This window comes from Crossiella sp. S99.2, from assembly GCF_023094165.1.
Classification (GTDB): Bacteria; Actinomycetota; Actinomycetes; order Mycobacteriales; family Pseudonocardiaceae; genus Crossiella.
Genome location: NZ_JALMDK010000001.1, coordinates 582,110 through 608,498, shown reverse-complemented (window position 1 = coordinate 608,498; position 26,389 = coordinate 582,110). Strand labels below are relative to the sequence as shown.

28 protein-coding genes and 4 tRNA genes are annotated in these 26,389 nt (G+C 70.2%); 13 read left to right on the top strand and 19 right to left on the bottom strand.

The annotated features are described in order from the left end of the window. Positions 1–52 precede the first annotated feature (52 nt). On the top strand, positions 53–688 hold the full coding sequence (locus MZC64_RS03030) for a hypothetical protein (RefSeq protein WP_247755532.1): 636 nt from the start codon (positions 53–55) through the stop codon (positions 686–688). Between the two features lie 72 nt (positions 689–760). Here MZC64_RS03030 and rplA read toward each other — a convergent pair whose 3' ends face one another. From rplA to MZC64_RS03005, 5 genes are all read right to left on the bottom strand, one after another. Next, positions 761–1,477, bottom strand: coding sequence for a 50S ribosomal protein L1 (rplA, locus tag MZC64_RS03025; RefSeq protein ID WP_247755531.1), 717 nt, complete (start codon positions 1,475–1,477; stop codon positions 761–763). Between the two features lie 91 nt (positions 1,478–1,568). Continuing rightward, complete coding sequence (gene rplK, locus MZC64_RS03020) at positions 1,569–2,003, bottom strand: 50S ribosomal protein L11 (RefSeq protein WP_185000499.1); 435 nt, start codon at positions 2,001–2,003, stop codon at positions 1,569–1,571. A 118-nt stretch (positions 2,004–2,121) separates the two neighbouring features. Next, positions 2,122–2,925 (bottom strand): transcription termination/antitermination protein NusG, encoded by an 804-nt coding sequence (gene nusG, locus MZC64_RS03015; protein WP_247755530.1) that lies wholly within the window; start codon positions 2,923–2,925, stop codon positions 2,122–2,124. Positions 2,926–2,996: 71 nt separating this feature from the next. Continuing rightward, positions 2,997–3,395: a preprotein translocase subunit SecE gene (secE, locus tag MZC64_RS03010; protein ID WP_247755529.1), complete on the bottom strand. Its 399-nt coding sequence runs from the start codon at positions 3,393–3,395 to the stop codon at positions 2,997–2,999. 34 nt (positions 3,396–3,429) lie between these two features. Continuing rightward, positions 3,430–3,502, bottom strand: a tRNA-Trp gene (locus MZC64_RS03005). Between the two features lie 212 nt (positions 3,503–3,714). On the opposite strand from MZC64_RS03005, the gene MZC64_RS03000 reads away from it, so the two are divergent. Continuing rightward, a complete protein-coding gene (locus MZC64_RS03000) occupies positions 3,715–4,917 on the top strand; it encodes a pyridoxal phosphate-dependent aminotransferase (protein WP_247755528.1) in 1,203 nt (400 codons plus the stop codon). Between the two features lie 71 nt (positions 4,918–4,988). Here MZC64_RS03000 and MZC64_RS02995 read toward each other — a convergent pair whose 3' ends face one another. The 6 genes from MZC64_RS02995 to MZC64_RS02970 form a co-directional block, all read right to left on the bottom strand. Continuing rightward, entirely contained in the window at positions 4,989–5,426 is a 438-nt protein-coding gene (locus tag MZC64_RS02995; protein ID WP_247755527.1) for a MaoC/PaaZ C-terminal domain-containing protein, read from the bottom strand. Next, positions 5,423–5,899, bottom strand: coding sequence for a MaoC family dehydratase N-terminal domain-containing protein (locus tag MZC64_RS02990; protein ID WP_185000509.1), 477 nt, complete (start codon positions 5,897–5,899; stop codon positions 5,423–5,425). Before MZC64_RS02990 ends, MZC64_RS02995 begins: the two co-directional genes overlap by 4 nt. A 104-nt stretch (positions 5,900–6,003) precedes the next feature. After that, positions 6,004–6,168, bottom strand: a complete 165-nt coding sequence (gene rpmG, locus MZC64_RS48510; protein WP_185000510.1) for a 50S ribosomal protein L33 — start codon at positions 6,166–6,168, stop codon at positions 6,004–6,006. Positions 6,169–6,329: 161 nt separating this feature from the next. Then, positions 6,330–6,403 (bottom strand) — tRNA-Met (locus tag MZC64_RS02980). A gap of 74 nt (positions 6,404–6,477) precedes the next feature. Beyond that, positions 6,478–6,550, bottom strand: a tRNA-Thr gene (locus MZC64_RS02975). Positions 6,551–6,644: 94 nt separating this feature from the next. Next, on the bottom strand, positions 6,645–9,290 hold the full coding sequence (locus MZC64_RS02970; protein ID WP_247755526.1) for a bifunctional diguanylate cyclase/phosphodiesterase: 2,646 nt from the start codon (positions 9,288–9,290) through the stop codon (positions 6,645–6,647). 443 nt (positions 9,291–9,733) lie between these two features. Between MZC64_RS02970 and MZC64_RS02965 the strand changes: the two genes are divergently transcribed. Together MZC64_RS02965 and MZC64_RS02960 are read left to right on the top strand one after the other, a co-directional pair. Then, positions 9,734–10,714, top strand: a complete 981-nt coding sequence (locus tag MZC64_RS02965) for an aldo/keto reductase (protein WP_247755525.1) — start codon at positions 9,734–9,736, stop codon at positions 10,712–10,714. 132 nt (positions 10,715–10,846) lie between these two features. Continuing rightward, positions 10,847–11,113 (top strand): DUF3892 domain-containing protein, encoded by a 267-nt coding sequence (locus MZC64_RS02960; protein ID WP_247755524.1) that lies wholly within the window; start codon positions 10,847–10,849, stop codon positions 11,111–11,113. Here the strand turns inward: MZC64_RS02960 and MZC64_RS47530 are convergent. After that, complete coding sequence (locus tag MZC64_RS47530) at positions 11,110–11,955, bottom strand: DivIVA domain-containing protein (RefSeq protein ID WP_282104628.1); 846 nt, start codon at positions 11,953–11,955, stop codon at positions 11,110–11,112. The genes MZC64_RS02960 and MZC64_RS47530 overlap by 4 nt on opposite strands. Before the next feature lie 183 nt (positions 11,956–12,138). Then, positions 12,139–12,219, bottom strand: a tRNA-Tyr gene (locus MZC64_RS02940). Positions 12,220–12,360: 141 nt separating this feature from the next. On the opposite strand from MZC64_RS02940, the gene MZC64_RS02935 reads away from it, so the two are divergent. Both MZC64_RS02935 and rfbA read left to right on the top strand, forming a co-directional pair. After that, positions 12,361–12,852 (top strand): YajQ family cyclic di-GMP-binding protein, encoded by a 492-nt coding sequence (locus MZC64_RS02935; RefSeq protein WP_247755523.1) that lies wholly within the window; start codon positions 12,361–12,363, stop codon positions 12,850–12,852. 15 nt (positions 12,853–12,867) lie between these two features. Continuing rightward, on the top strand, positions 12,868–13,758 hold the full coding sequence (gene rfbA / locus MZC64_RS02930) for a glucose-1-phosphate thymidylyltransferase RfbA (RefSeq protein ID WP_247755522.1): 891 nt from the start codon (positions 12,868–12,870) through the stop codon (positions 13,756–13,758). Positions 13,759–13,767: 9 nt separating this feature from the next. Here the strand turns inward: rfbA and htpX are convergent, their stop codons facing one another. The 4 genes from htpX to MZC64_RS02910 all read right to left on the bottom strand — a co-directional run bounded on the left by htpX (position 13,768) and on the right by MZC64_RS02910 (position 16,162). Next, complete coding sequence (gene htpX / locus MZC64_RS02925) at positions 13,768–14,643, bottom strand: zinc metalloprotease HtpX (RefSeq protein WP_247755521.1); 876 nt, start codon at positions 14,641–14,643, stop codon at positions 13,768–13,770. 72 nt (positions 14,644–14,715) lie between these two features. Continuing rightward, entirely contained in the window at positions 14,716–15,171 is a 456-nt protein-coding gene (locus MZC64_RS02920) for a 4Fe-4S binding protein (RefSeq protein ID WP_247755520.1), read from the bottom strand. Continuing rightward, a complete protein-coding gene (locus tag MZC64_RS02915; RefSeq protein ID WP_247755519.1) occupies positions 15,168–15,749 on the bottom strand; it encodes an NADH-quinone oxidoreductase subunit C in 582 nt (193 codons plus the stop codon). The genes MZC64_RS02920 and MZC64_RS02915 overlap by 4 nt, the downstream gene beginning before the upstream one ends. Beyond that, positions 15,746–16,162, bottom strand: a complete 417-nt coding sequence (locus MZC64_RS02910) for an NADH-quinone oxidoreductase subunit NuoB (protein ID WP_247755518.1) — start codon at positions 16,160–16,162, stop codon at positions 15,746–15,748. The genes MZC64_RS02915 and MZC64_RS02910 overlap by 4 nt, the downstream gene beginning before the upstream one ends. Before the next feature lie 133 nt (positions 16,163–16,295). Between MZC64_RS02910 and MZC64_RS02905 the strand changes: the two genes are divergently transcribed. Together MZC64_RS02905 and MZC64_RS02900 are read left to right on the top strand one after the other, a co-directional pair. Continuing rightward, entirely contained in the window at positions 16,296–17,054 is a 759-nt protein-coding gene (locus tag MZC64_RS02905; RefSeq protein WP_247755517.1) for a GntR family transcriptional regulator, read from the top strand. Between the two features lie 149 nt (positions 17,055–17,203). Beyond that, positions 17,204–18,085 (top strand): hypothetical protein, encoded by an 882-nt coding sequence (locus MZC64_RS02900; protein WP_247755516.1) that lies wholly within the window; start codon positions 17,204–17,206, stop codon positions 18,083–18,085. 4 nt (positions 18,086–18,089) lie between these two features. On the opposite strand, the gene ddaH is transcribed toward MZC64_RS02900, so the two are convergent. Further along, positions 18,090–18,974, bottom strand: coding sequence for a dimethylargininase (ddaH, locus tag MZC64_RS02895; RefSeq protein WP_374205606.1), 885 nt, complete (start codon positions 18,972–18,974; stop codon positions 18,090–18,092). A gap of 74 nt (positions 18,975–19,048) precedes the next feature. Here ddaH and MZC64_RS02890 point away from each other — a divergent pair, with 74 nt between their 5' ends. From MZC64_RS02890 to MZC64_RS02875, 4 genes are all read left to right on the top strand, one after another. Continuing rightward, positions 19,049–19,501 carry an Lrp/AsnC family transcriptional regulator gene (locus MZC64_RS02890; RefSeq protein WP_185000538.1) on the top strand — a complete coding sequence of 151 codons (453 nt, stop codon included), beginning with the start codon at positions 19,049–19,051 and terminating at the stop codon, positions 19,499–19,501. Positions 19,502–19,562: 61 nt separating this feature from the next. Further along, positions 19,563–20,324, top strand: coding sequence for an enoyl-CoA hydratase (locus MZC64_RS02885; RefSeq protein WP_247755515.1), 762 nt, complete (start codon positions 19,563–19,565; stop codon positions 20,322–20,324). Positions 20,325–20,575: 251 nt separating this feature from the next. Next, complete coding sequence (locus MZC64_RS02880) at positions 20,576–22,456, top strand: 2-oxoacid:acceptor oxidoreductase subunit alpha (RefSeq protein ID WP_247755514.1); 1,881 nt, start codon at positions 20,576–20,578, stop codon at positions 22,454–22,456. Beyond that, positions 22,453–23,523, top strand: coding sequence for a 2-oxoacid:ferredoxin oxidoreductase subunit beta (locus tag MZC64_RS02875; protein ID WP_247755513.1), 1,071 nt, complete (start codon positions 22,453–22,455; stop codon positions 23,521–23,523). Before MZC64_RS02880 ends, MZC64_RS02875 begins: the two co-directional genes overlap by 4 nt. Before the next feature lie 59 nt (positions 23,524–23,582). Here MZC64_RS02875 and MZC64_RS02870 read toward each other — a convergent pair whose 3' ends face one another. Then, positions 23,583–25,286, bottom strand: coding sequence for a hypothetical protein (locus tag MZC64_RS02870; protein WP_247755512.1), 1,704 nt, complete (start codon positions 25,284–25,286; stop codon positions 23,583–23,585). A gap of 172 nt (positions 25,287–25,458) precedes the next feature. Here MZC64_RS02870 and rarD point away from each other — a divergent pair, with 172 nt between their 5' ends. Beyond that, positions 25,459–26,388 carry an EamA family transporter RarD gene (rarD, locus tag MZC64_RS02865; protein WP_247755511.1) on the top strand — a complete coding sequence of 310 codons (930 nt, stop codon included), beginning with the start codon at positions 25,459–25,461 and terminating at the stop codon, positions 26,386–26,388. Position 26,389: the final 1 nt, after the last annotated feature.

The window sequence follows — 26,389 nt, the reverse complement described above, 5'->3', positions numbered from 1 at the left end:
CGCACATGGCGGGTGACCGAGACGGCACCATGTGTCAGGACAGGAGGTAGTGGTGGACCCAAAGTTCGAGGACCAGGGCGCGGTGGAGAAGCGGGACGCGAGCCAGCGCGAGCTGGAGTTGCGACAGGTCGAGGACCGCATCGTGCAACGCCTGGAGAAGCGCCTGCCCAAACAGCGGACCTGGCGCAACCGGCTGATCAAGTACGGCGTGATCGCGGCGGTGCTGATCTTCGCCTACTTCTACTTCTTCAGCTGCGAGGACAGCCCGCTGCGCGGTGGTGGTGGCGCCGGCGGCGGTGCGGGGCAGCAGGACCAGACCGTGCAGCAGACCTCACCCAAGGAGGCGGTGCGCACCGTCTACCACTACGTGGCCGGTGATCCGAAGCAGGCGTGCGCGGTGTTCTCCGCGACCGGCAAGGCCGCGTTCGCGAAGAGCTTCGGCGTGCCGGACTGCCTGCAGGCGGCCCAGGCCGCGGCGGCGAAGGTGACCGACAAGTCCCGCTACGCCAACCCGGACTTCCCCGAGAACGCCGCCTTCACCAGCGGCAGCACCTCGGAGATCCGCTCCTGCGATCTCGGCGTCACCGGCGGGGACCGGCTCGGCGTGTTCATCCTGACCAAGCAGGGCGACGGTGGCTGGGTGATCACCGGGCACGAGAAGGAGCCAGCGGACTGCCTGACCGGCTGAGCCTCCTTCCGCACACACGAAAAAGGGCGCCCTCCTCGCGGAGAGCGCCCTTTTCTCGTGCCGGCGGACCGATCAGGCAGTGGCCTCGTCAGTCAGCAGGTTGCGGGTGCGGGCCGGGTCGACCGGGATACCCGGGCCCATGGTGGTGCTGAAGGTGACCTTCTTGACGTAGCGGCCCTTGGCGGCCGAGGGCTTGGCCCGGAGGACCTCGTCCAGCGCGGCCGCGTAGTTCTCGACCAGCTTGTCCTTGTCGAAGGAGGTCTTCCCGATGACCAGGTGCAGGTTGGCCTGCTTGTCAACGCGGAAGTTGATCTTGCCGCCCTTGATCTCGTTGACGGCCTTGGTGACATCCGGGGTGACGGTGCCGGTCTTCGGGTTCGGCATCAGGCCACGCGGGCCGAGGATGCGGGCGATCCGGCCGACCTTGGCCATCTGGTCCGGGGTGGCAATCGCCGCGTCGAAGTCGAGCCAGCCGCCCTGGATGCGCTCGATCAAGTCTTCGGAGCCGACCGCGTCCGCGCCGGCGGCTTCGGCCTCAGCGGCCTTGTCGCCGACGGCGAAAACGATGACGCGGGCGGTCTTGCCGGTGCCGTGCGGCAGGTTCACGGTGCCGCGGACCATCTGGTCGGCCTTGCGGGGGTCGACGCCCAGGCGGATGGCGACCTCGACGGTCGCGTCCAGCTTGACCTTGGAGGTCTGCTTGGCCAGCTCGGCGGCCTCGAGCGGGCTGTACAGCCGCTCGCGGTCGACCAGCTCGGCTGCCTGGCGGTAGGCCTTGCTGCGCTTCATGGTGCTGTCCTTTTCTTCAGGTCAGTTGTGGTAGCGAGCCAGCGCGTGGCTCTCCCACGGGGTGATCAGGTGATGCGAAGAACGGCGGAACTCAGCCCTCGACGGTGATGCCCATGGAGCGGGCGGTACCGGCGATGATCTTCGCGGCCTGGTCGATGTCGTTGGCGTTGAGGTCGACCATCTTGGTCTGGGCGATCTCGCGCACCTGGTCCATGGTCACCTTGGCGACCTTGGTCTTGTGCGGCTCGCCGCTGCCCTTCTCCACACCCGCGGCCTTGAGCAGCAGGCGAGCAGCCGGCGGCGTCTTGAGCGCGAAGGTGAAGGAACGGTCCTCGAACACGGAGATCTCGACCGGCACCACGGTGCCACGCTGCGACTCGGTCGCGGCGTTGTAGGCCTTGCAGAACTCCATGATGTTGACGCCGTGCTGACCCAGCGCGGGGCCAACGGGCGGTGCCGGGTTCGCCTGACCGGCGGTGATCTGCAGCTTGATGATCGCTGTCAGCTTCTTCTTCTTGGGCGGCATCTCGTCTTTCCTTCTGCCGTGTTGAGGTGGGCGCCGAGCCACGGTGCCCACCGGATGTCCACGTCGAGGTTTGCCTGACCCCGGCGCGGCCGCCGCGCCTCCTGCCGAGGCGGCGCGGTCAGATCTTGGAGACCTGGGTGAACGACAGCTCGACCGGAGTCTCGCGGCCGAAGATCGACACCAGGACCTTGAGCTTCTGCGCGTCCGCGTTGACCTCGCTGATCGTCGCGGGCAGGGTGGCGAACGGGCCGTCCATGACGGTGACCGATTCGCCGACCTCGAAGTCCACCTCGATGGTGGGCTTGGCGACGTTCGCGGCGGTCTGCTTGCCGCCCTTCTCGGGCTTGGCCTGCTCGACCCGCGGGAGCAGGAACTTCAGCACCTCGTCCAGCGTCAACGGGGACGGCTTGGAGGTGGCGCCGACGAACCCGGTGACACCAGGGGTGTTGCGCACCGCGCTCCACGAGGTGTCGGTCAGCTCCATCCGGACCAGGATGTAGCCGGGCAGCACCTTGCGCTGGACCAGCTTGCGCTGGCCGTTCTTGATCTCGGTGACCTCTTCGGTCGGAACCTCGACCTGGAAGATGAAGTCTTCCTGGTCCAGGGTCTGGATCCGGGTCTCGAGGTTCGCCTTGACCTTGTTCTCGTAGCCCGCGTAGGAGTGCACGACGTACCAGTCGCCGGGCGCGTGCCGCAGTGCCTCACGCAGCTCGTCGGCGGGGTCGCCTTCCTCGGCGACGGGCTCGGTCAGCTCCGCCTCCTCGGCGGGCGCCACGGCGTCGTCTTCCGAGTCTGTGACCTCAGCGGACTCCTCGGCGTCCGTACCAGCGTGCTCGACCTGCGCGGAGTCACCCTCGATGCCGGGGTGCTCCTGCTCGTCGGTCACGCCGGCCACTTCCTGGCCGCCGTCGTGTGAGGTCACAGTCGGTCTCGCTTCCTATCGAACGTTGCTCGTGTGGCCGACGACCTCACGCCGACCCCAGCGGGCGGGCGTCACTTGTTGTCGAACAACCACGTCACGCCTTGCACGAAGGCCAGGTCAAGTCCGGTGACCAGCGCCACCATGAAGGTGACGAACACCAGGACCACCGCGGTGTAGGTGACCAGCTGCTTGCGCGTCGGCCAGATGACCTTGCGCAGCTCGGAGAACACCTCGCGGAAGAAGCGCCCGAGCCGCTTGATCGGGTTGCCCTTGCGCTCCTTGGTGCGCCGGGCCGGGGTAGCCCGGCCCTTGGTGCCCTTGGCCTCGGACTCGTCGGCCTTCTTGCCGGGACGAGTCCGCTCCGGGCGGGCGGAAGCACGACGTTCACGCCGCGATGCGGCGGTAACAGGGCGGGAGGAGTCCTTCTTCTCTTCCTCCGGCCGCGTTTCCTGCTCGCGGTCTTCGCTCACGCCGCCGCCCTCCGCTCGACCGACCACTTTGACGCAGGGGCGACAGGAATTGAACCTGCAACCTGCGGTTTTGGAGACCGCTGCTCTGCCAATTGAGCTACGCCCCTTCGCAATCCGGCACTCAGTTTACAGACTGCCCAACCGCGATTTAGGCCGCCCTCCACCACCCCCACGTGGGGCGTGGGGCTCGGTGTTCGGACGTCCCAGTTCGATGAGTGTAGAGCACACCTCACCGAAGTCCCCAACCGCGTGGTCGGAAGGGGTGTCGACGGCGAAAATGGGGCCGGATCAGGCGGGTGTCCTCTGCCACGATGCCCTCATGGGCGCACGCATCTCAGCGCGGATCGGCGGCATCGCCCCCTCCGCCACCCTCGCCGTGGACAGCAGGGCCAAGGCCCTGCAGGCCGCGGGCCGGCCGGTGATCGGCTTCGGCGCGGGTGAACCCGACTTCCCCACCCCCGACCACATCGTCGCGGCGGCCGAGGCAGCCTGCCGGGACCCCCGCAACCACCGCTACAGCCCGCCGGGCGGCCTGCCCGAGCTGCGCGCGGCGATCGCGGACAAGACCCGCCGGGACTCCGGCCTGGACATCCAGCCCGGTCAGGTGCTGGTCACCAACGGCGGCAAGCAGGCCGTCTACACCGCCTTCGCCACCCTGCTCGACCCCGGCGAGGAGGTGCTGCTGCCCGCGCCGTACTGGACCACCTACCCCGAGGCGATCACGCTGGCCGGCGGTGTGCCGGTGGTGGTGCCCACCGACGAGTCCACCGGCTACCTGGCCACCGTCGAGCAGCTCGAGGCCGCGCGCACCCCGCGCACCAAGGTGCTGCTGTTCTGCTCGCCGTCCAACCCCACCGGCGCGGTCTACCCGCCGGAGCAGGTGGCCGCGATCGGCCGCTGGGCGGCGGCCAACGACGTCTGGGTGCTGGCCGACGAGATTTACGAGCACCTGGTCTACGGCGGCGCCGAGCACGTCTCGATGCCGGTGGTCGCGCCGGAGCTGGCCGATCGCTGGGTGGTGGTCAACGGGGTGGCCAAGACCTACGCGATGACCGGCTGGCGGGCCGGCTGGCTGCTGGGCCCCAGCGATGTCGTGACGGCCGCGACCAACCTCCAGTCGCACCTGTGCTCCAACGTCGCCAACGTGACCCAGCGGGCCGCTCTGGCCGCGGTGTCCGGCCCGCTGGACGCGGTGCTGCGGATGCGTGCGGCATTCGACCGCCGCCGCGGCCTGATGGTGGACCTGCTGAGCAAGATCCCCGGCGTGACCTGCCCAACCCCGCAGGGCGCGTTCTACGCCTACCCGTCGGTGCGCGAGATCCTCGGCAAACAGATCCGCGGCCGCCGCCCCACCACCAGCCTGGAACTGGCCGAACTGGCCCTGGAGGAGGCCGAGGTCGCGGTGGTCCCCGGCGAGGCCTTCGGCACCCCCGGCTACTTCCGCCTCTCCTACGCCCTGGGCGATGAGGACCTGGTCACCGGCGTAACCCGTCTGGCCGACCTCCTGTCCGAGGCCCGCTGACCAGCTCCCAGAAGACGCTGATGGGGGCGGCACCAGGGCCGCCCCCATCAGCGCTTCAGCTCTAGCTCGACTCAGGCCAGGCGCACGATGGCGTAGGCCCGCCCGAAGATCGACTGCCCGCCGAACCGGGCGGTGATGTCCACCCGCACGGTGTTGTCATCCCGCTTCTCACCGATCTTGGCGGTGACCTCGACGGTGGCGCCCTCGTCGTCGTCGGGCACGACCACCGGGCGGCCGAAGCGCACCTGGTAGTCGATGATCGCGGCCGGGTCGCCGGTCCAGTCCGAGACGATCCTGGCCACCATGGCCATGGTCAGCAGACCGTGTGCGACCACCCCGGGCAGCCCGGCGGCCTCGGCGGCCCGGTCGCTCCAGTGGATGGTGTTGCAGTCGGTGGACACCCCGGCGTAGCGGACGAGGTCGCGGCGGGTGATCCGCAGCTGCAACGGCGGCAGCTGGAGGCCCTTCTCGACGTCGTCGTAGCGCGGCAGCGTGGTCGCGATGCTCATGCGGAGTCCCCCTCCTGGGCGGCAACCGGCTTCTCGCCGCGGACGATCAGGGTGGCGATGGCACTGCAGATCGCCTCGCCGTCCTCGGTCAGCAGCTCGGAGCGCAGCGTGATGTAGTCGTTGCCCATGCGCGAGGAGATGTCGTCGACGTGCACCTCGCAGACGAGGCGGTCGCCGGGCTTGATCGGCCGGTGGTTGATGAACCGCTGACTGCTGTGCATCATCCGGCTGTAGTCCATGCCCAGCTCGGGGTCGTCGGTCACCACGTGGTGGGAGCGGACGGCGAGCACGGTCGCGAAGGTCGGGGTCGCGACGATGTCGGCGTGCCCGAAGCTCTTGGCGACCTCGGGGTCGCGGTAGGCCCGGTTCAGGTCGCCGATCGCGTACGCGAGGTCACGGATGCCCTCACGGCCGACCTCGTAGACCCAGGGAAGCCGGTATGAGCGTCCTACGAAAGACTGGTTAAGCGCCACGGCGGGCAGAGTACCCGGAAACAAAGAAGCTGCCCTGCTCCGAACAGGGCAGCCTCTCAGCCAGCAGTCTTGAATGTCTTATAGCCCACAAGCAGGGCCTACGCTCAGCGAGTTTCCTTGTGCGCACGGTGCGTGCCGCAGTTCGGGCAGAACTTCTTGATCTCCAAGCGATCCGGGTCGTTGCGCCGGTTCTTCTTGGTGATGTAGTTCCGGTGCTTGCACTCCTCGCAAGCCAGCGTGATCTTCGGCCGAACATCAGTAGCAGCCACAGGGCAGCCCTCCCAAACCAACTCGGAAAACCGGCCCCGCCAAGAGCGGGGGGTCCGGGGGCACACCCCCGGCTGGGGGTCTGGGGGCTCGGCCCCCAGTGTGATGCGAAAGCGAACCCGCCTGCCGCCCAAGAGCGGCAGGCACAGTCCACCCATTCGCGTAGCGGTGGCCGGACTTGAACCGGCGACACAACGATTATGAGCCGTTTGCTCTACCAGGCTGAGCTACACCGCTATCCGAGGAGACTAGGTCCCCTCACACGGACAGGCCGTGGCGATCATTGGATGATCACCCCGGCCCACCCGTAGAGCCCCAATACGGAATCGAACCGTAGACCTTCTCCTTACCATGGAGACGCTCTACCGACTGAGCTATTGGGGCGTTGCGCTTGTCCCGCTTGGAGGTTACTGCCCTCGCGGCTGGACGTGGAGAACTTTACAACAGGCCTCCCCCAGAAGCGAAATCGGGGGGTGGGTCACCGGACCAACGTGAGCACCATCTCGTCGTGCCTGCCCCGCGCGCGCACCGTGCGAGCCCGCAGCCAGGCCTCGAAGCGGTCCTCGGAGAGCGGCCGGGAGATCAGGTAGCCCTGGGCGATGTCGCAGCCCATGCGCACCAGCGCCTCCTTGGCCGCGTCCTCCTCCACGCCCTCGGCGACCACCTGCAGGCCGAGGGAGTGGCCCAGTTCGACGATGGAGCGGACCACGGCCAGGTCGCCGAGGTCGGTGCCCATGCCGAGCACGAAGCTCTTGTCGATCTTCACCTCGTCCACCGGCAGCTGGCGCAGGTAGGCCAGCGAGGAGTAGCCGGTGCCGAAGTCGTCCACGGCCAGCACCACGCCGAGCCCGTGCAGCCTGCGCAGCACCGGCAGGCAGCGTTCCGGGTCGGCCATCACGCCGGACTCGGTCAGCTCGAAGGTGAGCAGCCTGGGCGGCACGTCGTGGCGGCGCAGCGCGTCGGCGACCTTGTCCGGGAAGGTCTCGTCCTCCAGGTTGCGCACCGAGAGGTTGACCGCGACGGAGAGCCGCAGCCCGCGGTCCAGCCACTTGCGGATGCGGATCAGCGCGCATTCCATGACGAACCCGGTGAGCGCGTCGACCAGGCCGGTGGCCTCCACCGCGGGCACGAACTCGTCCGGGTCGACCCGCCCGAACTCCGGGTGCACCCAGCGGACCAGCGCCTCCACCCCGACCACCTCGCGGCTGGGCAGGGCCACCTTGGGCTGGTAGTGCACCTGCACCTGGCCGCTGTCCAGCGCGTGCCGGAACTGGGTGACCAGCTGGAAACGGCGCAGGAAGCCCTGGGTCATGCTGGGCAGGTAGCTGCGCACCGCGTCCCCGCTGGAGCGGGCCGCGCGCACGGCCACGTCGGCGTGCTGGAGCAGGGTGTCCACGTCCTGCACCGGGCTGCCGTCCTCGGCGATGGTGGGCACGTAGCCGACCACCGCGGTGGCCTCCACAGTGAGCCGTTCCACCGGGTAGGGCGCGGCGACCTGGGCGCGCAGTTTCTCCGCGATGCCGTGCGCGGCCTCGGTGGTGCAGTCCACCAGCAGCGCGGCGAAGGTGCCGCCCTCCAGCCGCGCGAGGGGCACCTCGGCGCCGAGGGCCTCCCGGATGCGGCGGCCTGCGGCCACCACCATGCGGTCGCCCCAGGCATGTCCGAGGGCGTCGCTGACCTGGCTGAGCACGTCGAGGTCGAGCCGGATGACCACCGAGCGCGGGGACTGCCGCAGTGGTTCGGCAGCGGCCTCGCGCAGGCCGGGCCGGTTGAGCAGGCCGGTGAGCGGATCGTGGTAGGCGTCGTGCCGGAGCCGGGCGAGCAGCCGCCGGTTGTCCAGCGCGGTGGCCAGGTGGCTGGCCAGGGTGCGCAGCAGCCGCACGTCGGCCCGGCCGAACCCGCGCCAGCGGCTGAGCCGGTCGTGCGTCTCGACCGCGCCGAGCAGCTGGTGCGCGCCGCGCAGCGGTACCACCAGCGCCTCGTGCGCGCCGCGCCGTTGCAGGGCCTCGCGCACGTCGTCGGCGGCGTCCACGGTGCGGAAGTAGCGGACGTGGCTGCCGGGCAGCTGCAGCATGGGGTCGTCGCGCAGTTCGACCGCGTCGCTGGCCGGCGCGCCCTCGGGCAGCGGTTCGCCGGCGACCAGGGTGCGCACGCCGGCAGGCGGGTCTGGGCGCAGGTGCAGCACCACCCTGGTGGCGTTGAGCTGTTCCCGGATCCGCTCGGCGATCTGCTGCCATTCGACCGTGCTGGTCGGGGTGTGCAGTTCGCTGTAGTTGTTGTCCGCGCCCGCGGGTCTGCTGACCGCCTGCTGGCCGGAGCGCGCGACGGTGAGACTGACGTCGCTGAGCGCCTCCAGGTCGCGCTGGTCGCGCAGCAGGCCGGAGTAGGCGCGGTAGAGCAGCACCAGCGCGGCCGAGACCAGGACCACCAGCACCCAGCCCCAGGGGGTGCTGCGCACGATCTCGTAGCCGACCAGGCCGGTCGAGGTGTTGAGCAGGCCGATGACCAGGGTGCGCAGGCCGAGCCGGGCGGCGCCGGCCACCCGCATCTCGCCGCCAAGCACGTACACCGCGGCCAGCGCGAAGATCACACTGACCAAGGGAGAGGTGACCGTGCCGAAGACCGCGCCGAGCCAGGCCGGGCCGTCGGTGATGGTGCGCTGGACCAGGGTGGCCACGGTGAACGGGACCGCGATCTCCAGGCACATGACGCCCGCGTTGTAGAGCACGTGGTCGCCGCCGCGGCGGCCGAGCTGGGCGCCGAGCCCGGCGACCAGGTGCGCGGCCAGCACCACCTCGAACGGGGCCACCAGCAACCCGATGACGAGCGGGATCTCGGTGAAGGAGATGGTCCAGCCGACGGTGCGCACGTCGACGTCGATGGTCAGCTGTTCGGCCAGCAGGAAGGCGGCGGCCAGCAGCGGGCCGATCCAGAGCAGCTGGGGGTCCAGTTCGGTGGGCAGCCACCAGGACACCGCGGCGGCCGCGGCGAGACCGACGAACAGCACGACTAGGGAGAACCGGGTGAACGCCCGGCCGCGGGCGGCGTGGTCCAACGGGCTCGCCAGCGGACGCGGGGCGTCAGGGGGCGAGTCCGGGTCCAGTGGCCGTCGGCGATCCGACATCCACCCTCCTTACACCTCGATTTGCAGCTTGCAAACCGCATCAACAGCCGATCGTGACTGACGTACGGCCGCTTGACCAGAGCGATGACGGAGCGTTCTCACCCACCTGGCAAAGACGCCCGGGTAGTGGTGTCACAGATGGGGGAGCAGCGCAATGACAGCGGTAGCTTTGACCTGCAACTTAGCCCGATCAGATGAAGGTCAACCGGCCCAGAGTGTGAACATTAGCCCTCCGCAAGGGTCACTCCGCGTGGTTTCGCCCACAGCTCCAGGCCGTTCTGGACCCTCACGCGCTCATCACCTCCGATGCTCAATGGCATCGATTTCTACTATTGGACTGCGTGAATGTCTCGAAGAAGAATCGGCGACATGACAAGCGGAGCACTTCCCACCGTCCCCCTCGGCAGCACCGGCATGGACATCACCAGGGTCGGCTTCGGCGCGTGGGCCATCGGCGGCGCGGACTGGGCTCTATAACGGTCGGCCCTGACGAGCAGGCCTCCGCAGCCTGGGGTGCCCAGGACGACGCCGACTCAATCGCCGCCATCCGGCACGCGATCACAGCCGGGGTGAACTGGATCGACACCGCCGCGGTGTACGGCCTCGGCCACTCCGAGGAGGTGGTGGCCGCCGCCCTGCGGGACATCCCCGAGAGCGAGCGGCCGTACGTGTTCACCAAGTGCGGCATGGTCTGGGATCCCGCGAACCCCGCCGAGGAACCGGCAAGGGCGGGCGCGCCGGACAGCATCCGCCGGGAGGTCGAGCAGTCGCTGCGCCGCCTCGGCGTGGAGCGGATCGACCTCTATCAGATGCACTGGCCGGCCGATGACGGCGCGAGCGTCGAGGATTACTGGCAGACGCTGCTGGACCTCAAGGCGGAGGGCAAGATCCGCGCGGCCGGGCTGTCCAACCACAGCGCGGAACAGCTCACCCTGGCCGAGAAGCTCGGGCACGTGGACACCCTGCAACCGCCGTTCTCCGCGATCCGGCGCGGCGTGGGCGCGGCCGAACTGCCGTGGTGTGCCGAGCACAACACCGGCGTGATCGTCTACAGCCCGATGCAGGCCGGTCTGCTCACCGGCGCGTTCAGCACCGAGCGCGCGGCCGCGCTGCCCGCCGACGACTGGCGGTCGCGCAGCGCCGACTTCACCGGTGCCGGCCTGACCGCCAACCTGGCGCTGGCACAGGCCCTGCGGCCGGTGGCGCAGCGGCACGGGGTGAGTCCGGGCGCGGTGGCGGTGGCCTGGACGTTGTCCTGGCCCGGGGTCACCGGCGCGATCGTGGGCGCCCGCAACCCGGCGCAGATCGACGGCTGGCTGCCAGCGGGCTCACTGGAGCTGACCGCGGCCGACCTGGCCGAGATCACCGCGGCGATCCAGCGCACCGGCGCTGGCAGCGGCCCGGCCCAGCCCGAGGCGCTCTGACGCGGAACGGCCACGGTCCGGACACGGTGGGCCACAACCCGGACACAGGACGATGACGCCGGTTAACCGAGCCACGACTGTCCACGATGGACAGACCACCTGGAGATCAACAATCAACAGGAGGTCCGGCTCGTGGAGGTTCGCATCACGCACATCCACCTGAGCGGTGGCTCGACCTACCGGCATATCCAGTCCGTGCGCTGGCAGAACGCGGACAACAGCAGTGAATGGGACACCGACAGCACCGCGACCATGGTCGGCCGCCTCCGGCGCGGCTGGCGGGTGTTCGTCTGGAGCGGCTGGTCCAAGGTCGAGGTGGTCGCGGTCGGCGGCCGGTACCTCAGCACCGAGACCGGCGGTCAGCTGAGCCAGGAACTGCTGAAGCTGCCCCGGTTCTAGCCGGTGTTCTGCCCGTAGCGGCGGCGCAGGTGCACCTCGACCAGGTTGAGGAAGGCGTCCACCTCGTCCGGGTCGTAGCCGGTGCCGGGGTGCTCGGTGAAGCGCACCCGGCGCACGTCGTGCGGGGTGAGGGTGTCCGCGCCGAGCAGGGTGCCCTCGATCCGGTCGAGGAAGCCGTCCACCTCGTCCTCGTCGTAACCGCGGCGCCCCGCCCCGGCCCCCACCAGGTGGAACCCCACGTTGTGCACGTCCGCCGCGGTCAGCGTCGCGGGCGAGGGGCCACCACGGACGGGGACCAGCTGGGGCCGGGGCGGCGCGGCGGCGGCCCGTTGCAGGGTCAGCGCCACCTGGTCCAGGAAGGCGTCCACCCCGCCCCGGTCGTACCCGCCCCGCCCCACCGGCGCCGCCGCGAACTCCACCGCCTGGACGTCCTGCGGCGTCAGGTCATCCGCCCCGCGCAAACTCGCCTGCACCCGCGCCAGGAACGCGTCCACCTCGCGCTCGTCGTACCCGATGACCCCGGGCTTGGGCCGCTGGAACCCCACCTCGGCCACATCGGCGGCGGTGAGCCTGCCCTGCTCGGCCAGTGCCCGCTGATCCAGCACGGTGGCCACCAGATCGAGGAACAACTCGACCTCGTCCCGGTCATACCCGTTGCCGTCCACCACCGCGGGCGGGAACCGCGCCTTCAGGACGTCCTGCGCGGTGATGGTGTCCTGCCCACCCAACGTGCCGGCGATCCGTTCCAGGAACGCGTCCACCGGCGGCTCGTCATACCCCTTCACGTCCGGCGGCGGCCGGTGGAACCGGACATCACGCACGTCCTCGGGAGTCAGCGTCATGGCGCCTCCAGGAGACTTGGTGCGGCCATAGTGCCCGGGTTTGGGCATGGCGGAACTCCGCCTGACGGCCCAGCCACACACCCCCGTACGGATGTCGGCGGCGGATGGTTCAGGGAATGTTCACGCGAACCCAAAAAAGCACAGCCCCCGACTCAGTTGAGTCAGGGGCTGTGCTGGCTGTTGTGGCAGGTGAAGGATTCGAACCTTCGAAGCTTTCGCGACGGATTTACAGTCCGTTCCCTTTGGCCACTCGGGCAACCTGCCGTGCAGTCGATCTCTCGGCTGCGGGGACAAGCTTACATACCCTTGGGCAGGGGCATGCAAGCGGGTATGCAGCGGGTAGCGTCTTGCCCGCGAGGAGCCTCGGTGGAGGCTCGGGTTCACGGCTGGGAGAGGTGCGGCAACGTGGCGGACCCGTCATTCGACGTGGTGAGCAAGGTCGAGCGGCAGGAGGTGGACAACGCGGTCAACCAGGCCGGGAAGGAGTTGACCACCCGGTTCGACTTCCGGGGTGTCGACGCGAGGGTCACCTGGGTCGGTGAGGACGGGATCGCGATCCAGGCGGAGACCGAGGAGCGGTGCCTGGCGGCGATCGAGGTGCTCAAGGAGAAGTTGATCAAGCGGGGGATCTCGCTCAAGGCGTTCGAGGTCGGCGAGCCGCAGTTGTCGGGGAAGATCTACAAGGTCACCGGCAAGGTCATCGAGGGGATTGCCTCGGACAAGGCCAAGGAGATCGCCAAGGCGATCCGCGATGAGGCCCCCAAGGGTGTCCAGGCGCAGATCCAGGGCGATCAGCTGCGGGTGACCGGCAAGAAGAAGGACCATCTGCAGGACGTCATCGCGCTGCTCAAGTCCAAGGACTTCGGCATCGCGCTCCAGTTCACGAACTACCGGTAGGGAAAAGGCGGGGCGATGAAGGGGATCATCCTGGCGGGGGGCAGCGGGACTCGGCTGCACCCGATCACCCAGGCGGTGTCGAAGCAGCTGTTGCCGGTCTACGACAAGCCCATGGTCTATTACCCGTTGTCGACGCTCATGCTCGCCGGCATCCGGGAGATCCTGCTCATCTCCACCCCCGCCGACCTGCCGATGTTCCAGCGGCTGCTCGGTGACGGGTCCCAGTTCGGCCTGCGCCTGTCCTACGCGGAGCAGGCGCAGCCCAACGGCCTGGCCGAGGCCTTCGTCATCGGCGCGGACTTCGTCGGCGACGACGACGTGGCGCTGGTGCTGGGCGACAACATCTTCTACGGCCAGGGTTTCTCCCGGCAGCTCCAGCAGCTCGTCGGCAACCTGGACGGCTGTGTGCTCTTCGGCTACCCGGTGAAGGACCCCGAGCGCTACGGCGTGGGCGAGGCGGACGCGGCGGGCAACCTCATCTCCATCGAGGAGAAGCCCAAGCGCCCGCGCTCCAACCGGGCCATCACCGGGCTGTACTTCTACGACAACGAGGTGGTGGAGATCGCCAAGGGGCTCTCGCCGTCGCCCCGGGGTGAGCTGGAGATCACCGACGTCAACCTGGCCTACCTCAAGCAGGGCCGGGCGAAGTTGCTGGACCTGGGCCGTGGTTTCGCCTGGCTGGACACTGGCACGCACGACTCGCTGCTGGAGGCCGGACAGTTCGTGCAGGTGCTGGAGCACCGGCAGGGCGTGCGGATCGCCTGTCTTGAGGAAATCGCGCTGCGCATGGGCTACATCGACGCCGACGCCTGTTACGCGCTGGGCGCTGGGCTGGCGAAGTCGGGTTACGGGCAGTACGTGATGGACGTCGCGCTCAACGCGGGGGCGAGCCCGGCTGCCCAGTAGTCCGGCCGGTCAGTAGCCGCCGTAGCTGCCGCGCTTGGCCATCTCCTCCAGCCGCCGGATCCGATCCTGGATCGGCGGGTGGGTGGAGAACCAGCGCGCCATCGACTCGCCCGCCCGGAACGGGTTGGCGATCATCAGGTGCGACTGGGACATCAGCTGGGGCTCGGGCGCCAGCGGCGCGGCCTGGGTGCCCAGTTCCAGCTTGCGCAGGGCCGAGGCCAGGGCGAGCGGGTCGCCGGTGAGCGCCGCGCCCGACTCGTCGGCCTGGTACTCCCGGGAGCGGCTCACCGCGAGCTGCACCACGCCCGCGGCCACCGGGCCCAGGATGGCGATCAGCAGCACGGCCAGCGGACCGGGCCGGTCCTCGTCGCTGCCGCCGAAGAGCCCGGCGAACATGGCGATGTTGGCCAGGAAGGTCACCACGCTGGCCAGCGCGCCGGCCACCGAGGAAATGAGAATGTCCCGGTTGTAGACGTGCGCCAGCTCGTGCCCGAGCACCGCGCGCAGCTCGCGTTCGTCCAGCAGCTCCAGGATGCCGGTGGTGCAGCAGACCGCGGCGTTGCGCGGGTTGCGGCCGGTGGCGAAGGCGTTGGGCGCGGCGGTCGGGCTGATGTAGAGCCGCGGCATCGGCTGCCGGGCCGAGGTGGCCAGCTCGCGCACGATCCGGTACATCCCCGGCTGTTCCCACTGGGAGACCGGCCGGGCGTGCATGGCGCGCAGCGCGAGCTTGTCGGAGTTGAAGTAGGCGTAGGCGTTGAAGGCCAGCGCGCCGAAGAGCGCCACCCACAGCCACGGGCCGCCGAACAGCGAGCCGATCAGCACGATCAGCGTGCTCAGTCCGCCGAGCAGCAGGGCTGTCTTGAGCCCGTTGAAGTGCTTGTGCATGGGTCCCTCGACCTCCTCCTGGCCTGGTCGGACAAATCGGCCTGCCGATGAAGTCAACGTGTGAAGGAGGCGTCAGGTTCCTGGGCGGGTGCCCCGACCGCCCCTGGATGCCGCCTCCGGGGCCACTTCGGCGGCCGGATCCAGCGGCGGGGGCGGCGGCGCGGCGGCCACCCACTCCCCCAGCCGGTCCCGCTCGTGCACCAGTTCGGCCACCGCGCCAGTGCCGTCGGGCGAGCCGGTGCCGGGGTAGCCGAAGTCCGGTGCCCAGTGCAGTGCGTCGAACGGGCAGACCTCCACGCAGATGCCGCAGTAGAGGCACTGGCCGTAGTCGATGGCGAAGCGGTCCAGCACGTTGCGCTGCCGGGCCCGCGCCGATCCCGGCGTCTCCACCGTCTCGGTGTGCGAGGTGATGTGGATGCACCAGTCCGGGCACTCCCGCGCGCACAGCATGCACACCGTGCAGTTGGCCTCCAGCAACGCGATCACGCCTCGGGTGCGCGGCGCCAGGTCCTCGGGCTGGGTGGTCACTGGGCTCCCTCGTCTCGGCGCGGTCCCCATTCGGGGCCGGGCACACCTGGTGGCGCGATCCGCCTGCGGCTGGGCGCGCCGGTCCCGTCCTCGCCGGGTTCCAGCGCGCCGGGCCAGGGCCGGACCACACGGGCGGCCAGCACGAAATCCTTGCGCAGCGGGTGTCCGGAAAACGAATCCGGCAGCAGCAGCCGTCGTGGATCGGGGTGTTCGGCCAGGTCCAGGCCGAACATCTCGGCCGCTTCCCGCTCGTGCCAGGCCGCCCCGGCCCACACCGCGGCCACGCTGGGCAGCGCTTCACCCGCCGGCACCTCGGTGCGCAGCAGCAGGCCGGCCCATGGCCCCGGCCGCAGCACGTGCAGGGTCACCGCGTGCGTGCCGCCGAGGGCGCCGGGGCGGCCCGCGTCCTCCGCGCCCAGCCAGTCGAAGAGCACGCAGCCCAGCTCGTCCCTGGCCTGCCGGGCGGCGCTGGCCCAGGCGGCGACCGGCACGTGCGCGGTGCTCTGCCCGAAGGCGGTCTTCACGGTGATCTCGGGCAGCAGGGCGGCGAGTTCCCCGGCGAGGGCGAGGCTGGTCATGACCGCACCAGCTTGTGCAGCGCGACCATGCCCTCCAGCAGCGCCTCCGGGCGCGGCGGGCAGCCGGGCACGGCCACGTGCACCGGCAGCAGCTGGTCGATGCCCTTGGTCACCGCGTAGGAGTCCCAGTACGGGCCGCCGGTGTTGGAGCAGGCGCCGACGGAGAGCACGTATTTCGGTTCGGGCAGCTCGCGGTAGGTGGCCAGGATCGCGGGCAGCATCACGTCGGTGACCGTGCCGGAGACCACCAGCACCTGGGCCCGCTCCGGGCCGCCCGCGGGGTCGATCCCGTATCCGGCCAGGTCGGATCCGTTCAGGGCGGCCATCACCTCCACCCCGCAGCAGGCGAGGCCGAGATCGAGCACGGTGACCTGGTAAGTGGTCCCCCAGTCCAGCTCTACAGCGGTGTTCACAGCTCCCGAGAGTAAAAGACCGCCCACTTGGAGCAGCGATTGACATGGGTTTTGTAGGCGGACCGTAGCTAGTTGATTACGGAAAGAGAGTACCCTGGCGATCGGCAACTGCGACTCGAGAGGGGCCGATCCAGTGGCTGAGGCGGGCTCTGCGTACCGGGTTAAATTCCGCGGCATAGCCGATGAACTCCGAACCGCCATCTCCTGCGGCAAGTACCCGCCCGGCGCGCGTCTGCCCGGCGAGAACGAGCTGATGGAGCGGCACGGTGCGGCGCGGATGACGGTTCGGGCGGCGTTGGAGGTACTGAAGAACGAGGGTCTGACCTGGTCACGCCGGGGTTCGGGGGTCTATGTCCGGGACGACCGGCCGATCAGGCGCAACTCGCCGCAGCGCCTGCGCGGGGATCGCAGCGCGTCCTGGCCGAGCCGGTGGGAGACCGATCTCACCGGTCGCACGCTGACCATCGACAACGTCGAGGTGGCCGAGGAACAGGCGCCGCACTACGTGGCGCGGGTGCTCGGCCAGCACGAGCCGGCCCGGGTCTGGGCCCGGCGGCGGCGCAACCTGGTGGACGGTCACCCGGTGATGCTGTCGGTGTCCTACTTCCCGGCCTCGCTGGTCGCCGGTTCCGCGCTCACCAGGGCCAATCCCGGCCCCGGCGGCGTGTACGCCCGGCTGCGCGAGCTGGGCAAGCCGGCCGCGGCCTTCCGCGAGGAGATCAGGGCCCGGATGCCGCGCGGCGAGGAGGCCAAGGCGCTGCGACTGGAACCAGGCACCCCGCTGGTGGTGATCGTGCGCACCGCCTTCACCACCACCGGCGAGGCGATCGAGGTCACCGAGATGACCCTGGACGCGGGTTCCTACGTGCTGGAGTACGAGTTCCCGGCCTGAGCGGCACCGGGTAACACCGGCCACGGCGGCCGCGAATACAGGCTCAGCTCATTTTCCGATGAGACGGGCCGCGGCAGCCGAGGGGACACGTGGCAGACAGGGACAGTCCCGGGGAACCGGGACGGGGGACGGCACCGGTTCTCGCCGACGTGCGCAAGGAGTTGCTGGCCACGATCAGCGTGGTCGTGGCGGTGGTGGGATCGGTGCTGCAGGCCAGACTGGCGCTGTGGCAGGGCGTCCGGGTGCTGGCGGCGGTCGTGCTGCTGCTGGCCGGGTTGTTCCTGCTGGTGTGGCTGGTCTGGGGCCGCAGGCACGGTGGTCACGGCAGACCGGCGAGCACGTTGCTGGCGCTGAGCTGTGTGCTGACGGTGAGCGCCGGGTTGTGGCTGTGGCTGACCGTTCCCGGCGGCACCGCCGGGCCATCGCCCACCGCGCTGCCCACGGCCGGCACCGGGCCGTCGAGCGGTCCGGCCACCGACGCCCCGCCCAGCTCCTCGACGGGCGCCTCGCCCAGTCCGGCGCCCAGTCCCAGCGGGCTGTCCGGGCGGCCACCGCCCGGGACCACGTCACCGGGCGGCTCACCGACGGAACGGCCGCCGCTGCCCCCGACCACCACCGGCGAGGACCGGCGGGACACCCCGGGGCCGAGCACCGGGCAGGCGCCACCGGTCAACGAGCAGCGCGAGGTCACGCTGAACACGACGCCGGGCGATGACTCGGTGTGGATGGACTACTGGCGGCAGCAGCGTGATCGCGACGGCGACCTGAACATGGACGGCGCCGGGATCGCCACCGCGCTGGGCGCGCAGCTCGCGGTGATGGCGGGCGGCGAGCCGGACTGGTTCGCCTGCCGCAACGCCAAGGGCATGACCGGCCGGGCGAACTTCAGCGCGCTGCGGGTCGGCACGCACCTGTGCGCCCGGAGCCGGGAGGGTCGCTACGCCCGGCTCCGGGTGATCGCACTGCCATCCTCACCCGCGGCCAACGGCCGGTTCGTCTTCCACGGCCTGGTGTGGCACAAGGGCCCGTGAGGGCTCAGCCGCGCAGCTCCATCGTGCAGCACTTGGGGCCGCCGCCGGACTTGCGCAGTTCGGAGATGTCCACGTAGACGGGGTGGAATCCGCGCAGTGCCAGGCGTTCGCCCAGTGCGGTGGCCTCGGTGGGCAGGATGACGTTACGGCCGTCGGAGACGCCGTTGAGGCCCAGGCAGGCCGCGTCCTCGGCGGTGGCCAGCACCGCGTCCGGGAACAGCCAGCGCAGGACCTGCTGGGAGCCGGTGGAGAAGGCCTCCGGGTAGTAGACGACCAGGCCCTGTTCCGGGCGGTCGTCGAGCACCGCGAGCGCGGTGTCCAGGTGGTAGTAGCGCGGGTCGACCAGCTGCAGCGAGACCACCGGGACGCCGAGCACCTCCTGGGCCTCGGCGTGCGCGCCGGGGTCGGTGCGGAAGCCGGTGCCGGCCAGCAGCAGGCGGCCGGTCCAGGCGAAGTCGCCCTCGGCCTCGTTGACGCTGGTGGGCATGACCACGTCGCGGTAGCCGTGCGCCAGGAACCACTGGCGGAAGTGCTCGGCCTCGTCCGCGCGCTGGGGTGCGCGGAAGCGGGCGCCCAGCACCCGGCCGTCGACCACGGTGCCGGAGTTGGCCGCGAAGACCATGTCCGGCAGGCCGGGGGCGGGTTCGATCACCTCGACCTGGTGGCCGAGGGACTCGTAGCTGGTTTTGAGCGCAGTCCACTGCTCCAGCGCCCGGTCCGCGCTGACCGGCTGGCTGGGGTCCATCCAGGGGTTGATCGAGTACTCCACCGCGAAGTAACGCGGCGGGCACATCAGGTAACGACGACGAGTCGGCGTGCGCACCGCCGGGGCGGTGATCGCGGAGGTCTCCACCGAGGCGGCGGGCGAGACGTCGAGAGCGGAGGACATGATTCGAAATGTAAATGGCCACCTGACGTTCGTTCAACACCGCATCGCGCCCGGATTGGGGCAGAATGTTGCGCATGGACACCATCGACCATCGAATCATTTCGTGCCTGGTCGCCAACGCCCGATCCAGCTACGCGGAGATCGGTTCCAGCGTCGGTCTGTCCGCCCCCGCGGTGAAGCGGCGGGTGGACAAATTGCTGGATACGGGCGTGTTACGTGGCTTCACGGCGGTGGTCGACCCGGAGGCGCTCGGCTGGGGCACCGAGGCCTTCGTGGAGGTGCACGGGCAGGGCAACGTGACCCCCGGCAAGATCCGCGCCGGCCTGGAATCCCTGCCCGAGGTGGTGGCCGCCTACACCGTCTCCGGCTCGGCCGACGCGATCGTGCACCTGCGGGCAGGCGACATCCACCACCTGGAGACCGCCCTCGAACGGCTGCGCGCACTGGACTTCGTCGACCGCACCGTCTCCACGGTCATCCTCTCGACCCTGCTGGAGCGCCCGCCCGCGCCGGAACCGCCTCGCTGAAGAGGCGGAAATCACCGCCCGGATCGGCACTTCGCCACCGCGATGCGGCAGGATCACGGCCATGTCAGCTGAGGTGCTCCTGGAGCAGCGTGGCCGGGTGGCGATCATCACGGTCAACGCGCCCGACCGCCGCAACGCCCTGACCCCGGCCATCTCCACCCGCCTGGCCGAGGCGATCACCGCCTGCGAGCACAACGGCGAGGTGAACGCCGTGGTGGTCACCGGCGCCCCGCCCGCCTTCTGCGCCGGCGCCGACCTGACCGCGCTCGGTGAATCCCGCGAGGCTGGGCTGCGCACCATCTACGCCGGTTTCCTCGCGGTGGCCAACTGCGCGCTGCCGACCATCGCCGCGGTCAACGGGGCCGCGGTGGGCGCCGGGCTGAACCTCGCCCTGGCCTGCGATGTGCGGCTGGCCGGTCCGCTGGCCCGCTTCGACGCCCGCTTCCTGCAGCTGGGCATCCACCCTGGCGGCGGCATGACCTGGATGCTGGACCGCATCGTCGGCCCGCAGACCGCGCGGGCAATGGCCCTGTTCGGCCAGATCCTGGACGCCGAGGCAGCGGAAAAGGCCGGTCTGGTGTGGGCACGGACACCCGGCGAACCGGCAGATGTGGTGGACGCGGCGGTAGAGCTGGCCGCCGCTTCTGCCGGGGCGCCGCGCGAACTCGTGCTGGCCACCAAGCAGTCCATGCGCCGCACCGCGGCGGTGACCGAGCACGCCGAGGCGGTCGAGGTCGAGCTGGTCTCCCAGCTGATTTCGATGAACAGCCCGGCCTTCGCCGAACGTCTGGCCGCGATGAAGGCCCGGATCAGCGGGAAGTGAGTGTTACCGTCGAGTAACCGCTCCCCGCGGTGGCACTGGCTGAGATGCCGGGTGTGACCTGCGTCTCCTCGGGAAAAGCACAGCAAGGGCAGCCTTACCGTGTGTATGCGGTTGTCAAGGCAGTTCCAGCAAATCCGAACCGTGAGTTCCCCGACGCCGAGCGTCCCCGACGCGGACTACCCTCGCTGGGGGAGCATCGGCGTTAGTAGCGGCCGATCAGGCGCGTGAGGTGAGAGAGGGATCGCGAGCCCATGAGTGTGAGCACCCCGGGCCACGAGACCGCGGAGGTCCGCAAGCTCGACCGAGTGGTCATCAGGTTCGCCGGCGACTCCGGTGACGGTATGCAGCTGACCGGAGACCGGTTCACGTCGGAGGCGGCGGCCTTCGGCAACGACCTGGCCACGCTGCCCAACTTCCCCGCCGAGATCAGGGCGCCCGCAGGAACCCTGCCCGGGGTGTCCAGCTTCCAGCTCCACTTCGCCGACTACGACATCCTCACCCCGGGCGACCGGCCGGACGTCCTGGTCGCGATGAACCCCGCGGCGCTGAAGGCGAACATCGAGGACCTGCCGCACGGCGGCATCCTCATCGTCAACACCGATGAGTTCAACAAGCGCAACCTCAGCAAGGTCGGCTACGCCGCCGACCCCCTGGAGGACGGCTCGCTGGAGCCGTACGCGGTGCACAAGGTGGCCATGGCCACCCTGACCCGCGGTGCGCTGGAACCCACCGGGCTGTCCAAGAAGGACGCCGAGCGCGCGAAGAACATGTTCGCGCTGGGGCTGCTGTCCTGGATGTACCACCGGCCGACCGAGGGCACCGAACGCTTCCTGCGGGAGAAGTTCGCCAAGAAGCCCGACATCGCCGAAGCCAACGTGCTGGCCTTCCGCACCGGCTGGAACTACGGCGAGACCACCGAGGCGTTCGCGGTGACCTACCAGGTCGCCCCGGCCAAACTGGCCGAGGGCACCTACCGGCAGATCACCGGCAACACCGCGCTGGCCTACGGGATCGTGGCCGCCGGTCAGCGCTCCGAACTGCCCGTCTTCCTCGGCACCTACCCGATCACGCCGGCCTCGGACATCCTGCACGAGCTGTCCCGGCACAAGCACTTCAGCATCACCACCTTCCAGGCCGAGGACGAGATCGCCGGCATCGGCGCGGCGCTGGGCGCGGCCTACGGTGGCGCGCTGGGCGTGACCACCACCTCCGGCCCCGGCATCGCGCTGAAGTCGGAGACCATCGGCCTCGCGGTGATGACCGAGCTGCCGCTGCTGATCATCGACGTGCAGCGGGGCGGCCCGTCCACCGGGCTGCCGACCAAGACCGAACAGGCCGACCTGTTGCAGGCCATGTTCGGCCGCAACGGTGAGGCCCCGGTCCCGGTGCTGGCCCCGGCCACGCCGGCGGACTGCTTCGAGATGGCCGTGGACGCCGCCCGGATCGCGCTGAAGTACCGCACGCCGGTGCTGCTGCTCTCCGACGGCTACATCGCCAACGGGTCCGAGCCGTGGCTCATCCCCGATGTCGACACCCTGCCCGACCTGCGGGTCAGCTTCGCCACCGAGCCGAACGCACCCGATGGCTCCGGTGAGTTCTGGCCGTACCTGCGCGACCCGGAGACGCTCGCGCGTCCGTGGGCCGTGCCGGGCACACCGGGACTGGAGCACCGGATCGGCGGGCTGGAGAAGGGCGACGGCAAGGGGAACATCTCCTACGACCCGGACAACCACGACAAGATGGTCCGCCTGCGCCAGGCCAAGATCGACGGCGTGGACGTGCCGGACCTCGTGGTGGACGACCCGACCGGCGACGCCGAGGTGCTCGTGGTCGGCTGGGGCTCCACCTTCGGACCGATCGGCGCCGCCGCGCGCCGGGTGCGCAGGCTGGGCCTCAAGGTCGCGCACGCCCATCTGCGGCACCTGAACCCGTTCCCGAACAACCTGGGTGAGGTGCTGGGCAGCTACAGCAAGGTGCTCGTCCCGGAAATGAATCTCGGCCAGCTCGCGTTGTTGTTGCGGGCCAAGTACCTGGTGGACGCGATCAGCCACACCAAGGTCGCGGGTACCCCGTTCAAGGCCGAGGAACTCCAGGACGTGTTCATCGAGATCATCCAGGGGGTCAAGGCATGACCGCGGTCGACATCGGGTTGCCGATCATCGGCGGCCTGGACGGTGTTCCGACGACGGATGAGAAGCAGACCGCCAAGGTCTTCAAGTCCGACCAGGAAGTGCGCTGGTGTCCGGGATGTGGTGACTACATCATCCTGAACGCGATGCAGAGCTTCCTGCCGGAACTGGGGCTCAAGCGGGAGAACATCGTCTTCGTCTCCGGCATCGGCTGCTCCTCGCGTTTCCCGTACTACATGAACACCTACGGGGTGCACTCCATCCACGGACGGGCACCCGCCATCGCCACCGGACTCTCGGTGTCGCGGCCGGACCTGTCGGTGTGGGTGGTCACCGGGGACGGCGACGCGCTCTCCATCGGCGGCAACCACCTCATCCACGCGCTGCGCCGCAACGTGAACCTGAAGATCCTGCTGTTCAACAACCGGATCTACGGGCTCACCAAGGGCCAGTACTCGCCGACCTCCGAGATCGGCAAGGTGACCAAGTCGACCCCGATGGGTTCCCTCGATCACCCGTTCAACCCGATCTCGCTGGCGCTGGGCGCGGAGACAAGCTTCGTGGGCCGGGCGCTGGACTCCGACCGGGCCGGGCTGACCGACGTGCTGCGGCAGGCCGCCGCGCACCGGGGCAGCGCGCTGGTGGAGATCTACCAGAACTGCCCGATCTTCAACGACGGCGCGTTCGACGTGCTCAAGGAGCCGGGCGAGAAGGAACGGCGGATCGTGCCGCTGGAGCACGGCAAACCGATCCGGTTCGGCGCCGAGCAGGAGTACGGCGTGATCCGCGAAGGCCAGCACGGCTCGTTCGTGGTGCGCAAGGTAGACGAGGTCGGCGAGGACGCGCTCGTGGTGCACGACGCGACCCTGCAGGACCCCAGCTACGCCTTCGCGCTGTCCCGGCTGGGCGGGCAGAACCTGGACTACACCGTCACCGGTGTGTTCCGCTCGGTGCCCCGCCCGACCTACGACGACCAGGCCCGCGCCCAGGTGGAGCAGGCCAAGCAGAGCAAGGCCCCCGACCTGGCGGGTCTGCTCCGCGGCAAGGACACCTGGACCGTACTGGCCTGATGTCCTGACATAGCAACGAGAAAGGCCCCCGGGAGAACTTCCCGGGGGCCTTCTTCATGTCACTGCTTGTCGGGATCGATCACCGGCTCGAACAACGACCGGGACCGCTCACCCTGCGGCGGCGCGGGCGGTTCGGCCGGTGCCACCGGGGGCGGCGGCTGCTCGGCCGGGGTCACCGGCCGCGGCGGCGCGGGCGGCACCGGCGGCATCTGACGCGGCGGCGCCGGCACCGAGGGCGGCACCGGTGGCGGATTGCCGGGACCGCTGGCGGCGGCCAGGTGCTGGAAGTAGGCGGTGTCCCTGGCCTTGAGGTCCTGCGGCGGCAACGGCCGCGGCGGGAACTGCGGCGGCGCCACCCGCTGGGCCGGCCGCGGCGGCCGGGCCGGCCGGTGATCGGCCAGCTCGGTGTCGGTGACATCCAGCTCCGGCGGCGCGCTCACCTGCGGCGCGGGCGGGGCGGGCGCCGGGACCGGGCGCTGAGCCTGGCGGGGTTCCGGGTCCTCGTCCAGGGCGTTGAGGATCTCGTTCTTCGGGATGCCGTAGGCCGGGGTCTCGGCCTCGAAGAACAGCGGGCGGTCGTCCTGCTCCGGCTGGGGCTCGGACTCCGCCGGCCGGGCTTCGGCGGCGGGCTCGCCGACCGGGGCGAAGAGCGCGGTGGTCGGCTGGTCCACGCCGCGGGTGACCGGGGCCGGGGGTTCGGACTGGGTGGCGGACCAGGGCTGCTGGTCGTCTGCCTCCAGGTGGGACGGGGCGGGCTCGTCAGCCGGGGGCTGGGCGGACCACTGCTGAGTGGGCGCGGGCTCGGACCGGCGGAAGTCCTCATCGGCGCGCTGGGCCGACCACTGCTGGGTGGGGGCCGGTTCCGGGTGCCGGGAGTCCTCGGGGCGCTCGGCGGGCCACTGCTGGGTTGCCGCAGGCTCCGGGCGGGCGGACTCGTCGGCCCGCTCAGTCGACCACTGCTGGGTGGCGGGCTCGGCGCGCTGAGTGTCTTCTGCGCGCTCGGCGGACCACTGCTGAGTCGCGGGCTCCGCGCGCTGGGTGTCGTCGGCTCGCGCCGCGGACCACTGCTGGGTGGCAGCGGGTTCCGCGCGACGGGTGTCGTCGGCGCGGTCGGCCGACCAGGCCTGCGTCGGTGCGGGCTCGGACCGGCGGGTGTCGTCCTCGGGGCGGTCCGCGGACCGCTGCGGTGCGGGCTCCGCGCGGCGGGAGGAGGTGTCCTCGTGCCACTGCAGGGCGGGTTCCTCGTCCTCGGTGCGCGGGGCCGACCACTGCTGGGCGGGCGCGGGTTCCGGACGGCGGGTGTCCTCCGGGCGCGGGGCGGACCACTGCTGCGTCGGCGCGGCCTCGGCGGGCTGGGACCAGGTGGGCTCGCGGCGGCGTTCCCACGGGGCCTCGGCCTGGGTGGTGGGCTCCTCGGCCGGGGTGAAGATCGAGGTGCGGGGTTCCGGCGTGGACACCGGGCTGAACAGGGCGGTCTTGGGCTGCTCCGCCTTGGGCTGGGCAGGCAGGACCGTGGTCTCCTCGCCGGAGGCGATGGGGCGGACCGGCTTCGGGGTGGGGAGCGGCTCGAAGACGATCTCGTCGTCCTCGTCGTGGCGGATCACGGTCGGGGCGACCGGGTCCGGGCGGCGGGTGGCGCGCTCGTCCTCCAGCGCGGCCAGCTCACGGCGGGCCGGGGTGACGAAGAGCACCCAGGTGGCCAGGCCACCGATCACGAATGCGAGCAGGCTCCACAGCCAGACCTGCCCGAACAACGACGACACCGCGACATCCCTCCGGCCTTTTCCACTTTCTTTGGCGCTTTCCGCGCGCAGGTGAAACCTTGCCGAACCCTAACCCGCAGGGCCGTCCGCCGCGTCCGGTTGACGAGGTAGCGGAAGTTGATGTGACGAAGTTACTTGTCGAGCCGACAATGTCGCGGCGTAGGCTCGATCCGTGCCGTCGTCGCCTTCCTCCTCGGCCGGCGCGGCCGGCCTGGCGTGCGGGGCGGGCGCGTACGTGCTCTGGGGTTTCTTCCCCGCCTTCTGGCCCCTGCTGGCACCCGCCGGTCCACTGGAGATCCTGGCACATCGCCTGGTCTGGACCCTGGCGGTGATGGTGTTGGTCACCCTCGTGCTCCGCCGAGGCAAGATCCTCTGGCGGCTCTCCCCCGGTGGCTGGCTGATGGCCGGGACCGGGGCGGTGCTCATCGCGATCAACTGGGGTGTCTACATCTACGGGGTGACCAGCGGGCAGGTGGTGGAAACCTCGCTCGGCTACTTCATCAACCCACTGGTCTCGGTGCTCTTCGGCGTGCTGGTGTTCAACGAGCGGCTGCGCCGGGCGCAGTGGGCCGCGGTGGCCGTGGGCGGCGCCGCGGTGTGCGTGCTGACCTTCGAGCACGGGAACGTGCCGGTGATCGCGCTGGTGCTGGCCGCGAGCTTCGGCACCTACGGGCTGATCAAGAAGACCTCGAAGCTGGCCGCGGTGGACTCGCTGACCGCGGAGAGCCTGGTGCTGGGCCTGCCCGCGATCGGGTTCCTGGTCTGGCTGGGCGGGCAGGGCACCTTCAGCACCGGGCTCACCGGCCACGACCTGCTGCTGATGGCCTCGGGGCCGATCACCGCGCTGCCCTTGCTGCTGTTCGGGATCGCCGCGCGGCGGGTGTCCATGAGCACACTGGGGATCCTGCAGTACCTCGCGCCGATCCTGCAGTTCGCCTGGGGCGTGCTGGTGCTGCACGAGCCGATGTCGCCCGCCCGCTGGGCCGGGTTCGCGCTGGTCTGGGTGGCCGTGATGGTCTTCACCGTGGATGGCGTGCTGGCCGCCCGGCGGGCGCTGCGGAGCCGGGTCGAACCGGCTCCGCAGGTCACCGTGGACTCCTGAG

What these genes read in the sequence shown, in the direction of transcription:
- rplK (WP_185000499.1), bottom strand. Translation starts at nt 2,003, where the DNA reads ATGCCGCCCAAGAAGAAGAAGCTGACAGCGATCATCAAGCTGCAGATC.
- rplA (WP_247755531.1), bottom strand. Translation starts at nt 1,477, where the DNA reads ATGAAGCGCAGCAAGGCCTACCGCCAGGCAGCCGAGCTGGTCGACCGC.
- MZC64_RS02890 (WP_185000538.1), top strand. Translation starts at nt 19,049, where the DNA reads ATGGACACCATCGACCATCGAATCATTTCGTGCCTGGTCGCCAACGCC.
- rfbA (WP_247755522.1), top strand. Translation starts at nt 12,868, where the DNA reads ATGAAGGGGATCATCCTGGCGGGGGGCAGCGGGACTCGGCTGCACCCG.
- MZC64_RS02995 (WP_247755527.1), bottom strand. Translation starts at nt 5,426, where the DNA reads ATGAGCATCGCGACCACGCTGCCGCGCTACGACGACGTCGAGAAGGGC.
- MZC64_RS02915 (WP_247755519.1), bottom strand. Translation starts at nt 15,749, where the DNA reads ATGACCAGCCTCGCCCTCGCCGGGGAACTCGCCGCCCTGCTGCCCGAG.
- MZC64_RS02875 (WP_247755513.1), top strand. Translation starts at nt 22,453, where the DNA reads ATGACCGCGGTCGACATCGGGTTGCCGATCATCGGCGGCCTGGACGGT.
- MZC64_RS47530 (WP_282104628.1), bottom strand. Translation starts at nt 11,955, where the DNA reads ATGACGCTGACTCCCGAGGACGTGCGTGATGTCCGGTTCCACCGGCCG.
- htpX (WP_247755521.1), bottom strand. Translation starts at nt 14,643, where the DNA reads ATGCACAAGCACTTCAACGGGCTCAAGACAGCCCTGCTGCTCGGCGGA.
- MZC64_RS02880 (WP_247755514.1), top strand. Translation starts at nt 20,576, where the DNA reads ATGAGTGTGAGCACCCCGGGCCACGAGACCGCGGAGGTCCGCAAGCTC.
- MZC64_RS02970 (WP_247755526.1), bottom strand. Translation starts at nt 9,290, where the DNA reads ATGTCGGATCGCCGACGGCCACTGGACCCGGACTCGCCCCCTGACGCC.
- MZC64_RS02885 (WP_247755515.1), top strand. Translation starts at nt 19,563, where the DNA reads ATGTCAGCTGAGGTGCTCCTGGAGCAGCGTGGCCGGGTGGCGATCATC.
- ddaH (WP_374205606.1), bottom strand. Translation starts at nt 18,974, where the DNA reads ATGTCCTCCGCTCTCGACGTCTCGCCCGCCGCCTCGGTGGAGACCTCC.
- MZC64_RS03000 (WP_247755528.1), top strand. Translation starts at nt 3,715, where the DNA reads ATGGGCGCACGCATCTCAGCGCGGATCGGCGGCATCGCCCCCTCCGCC.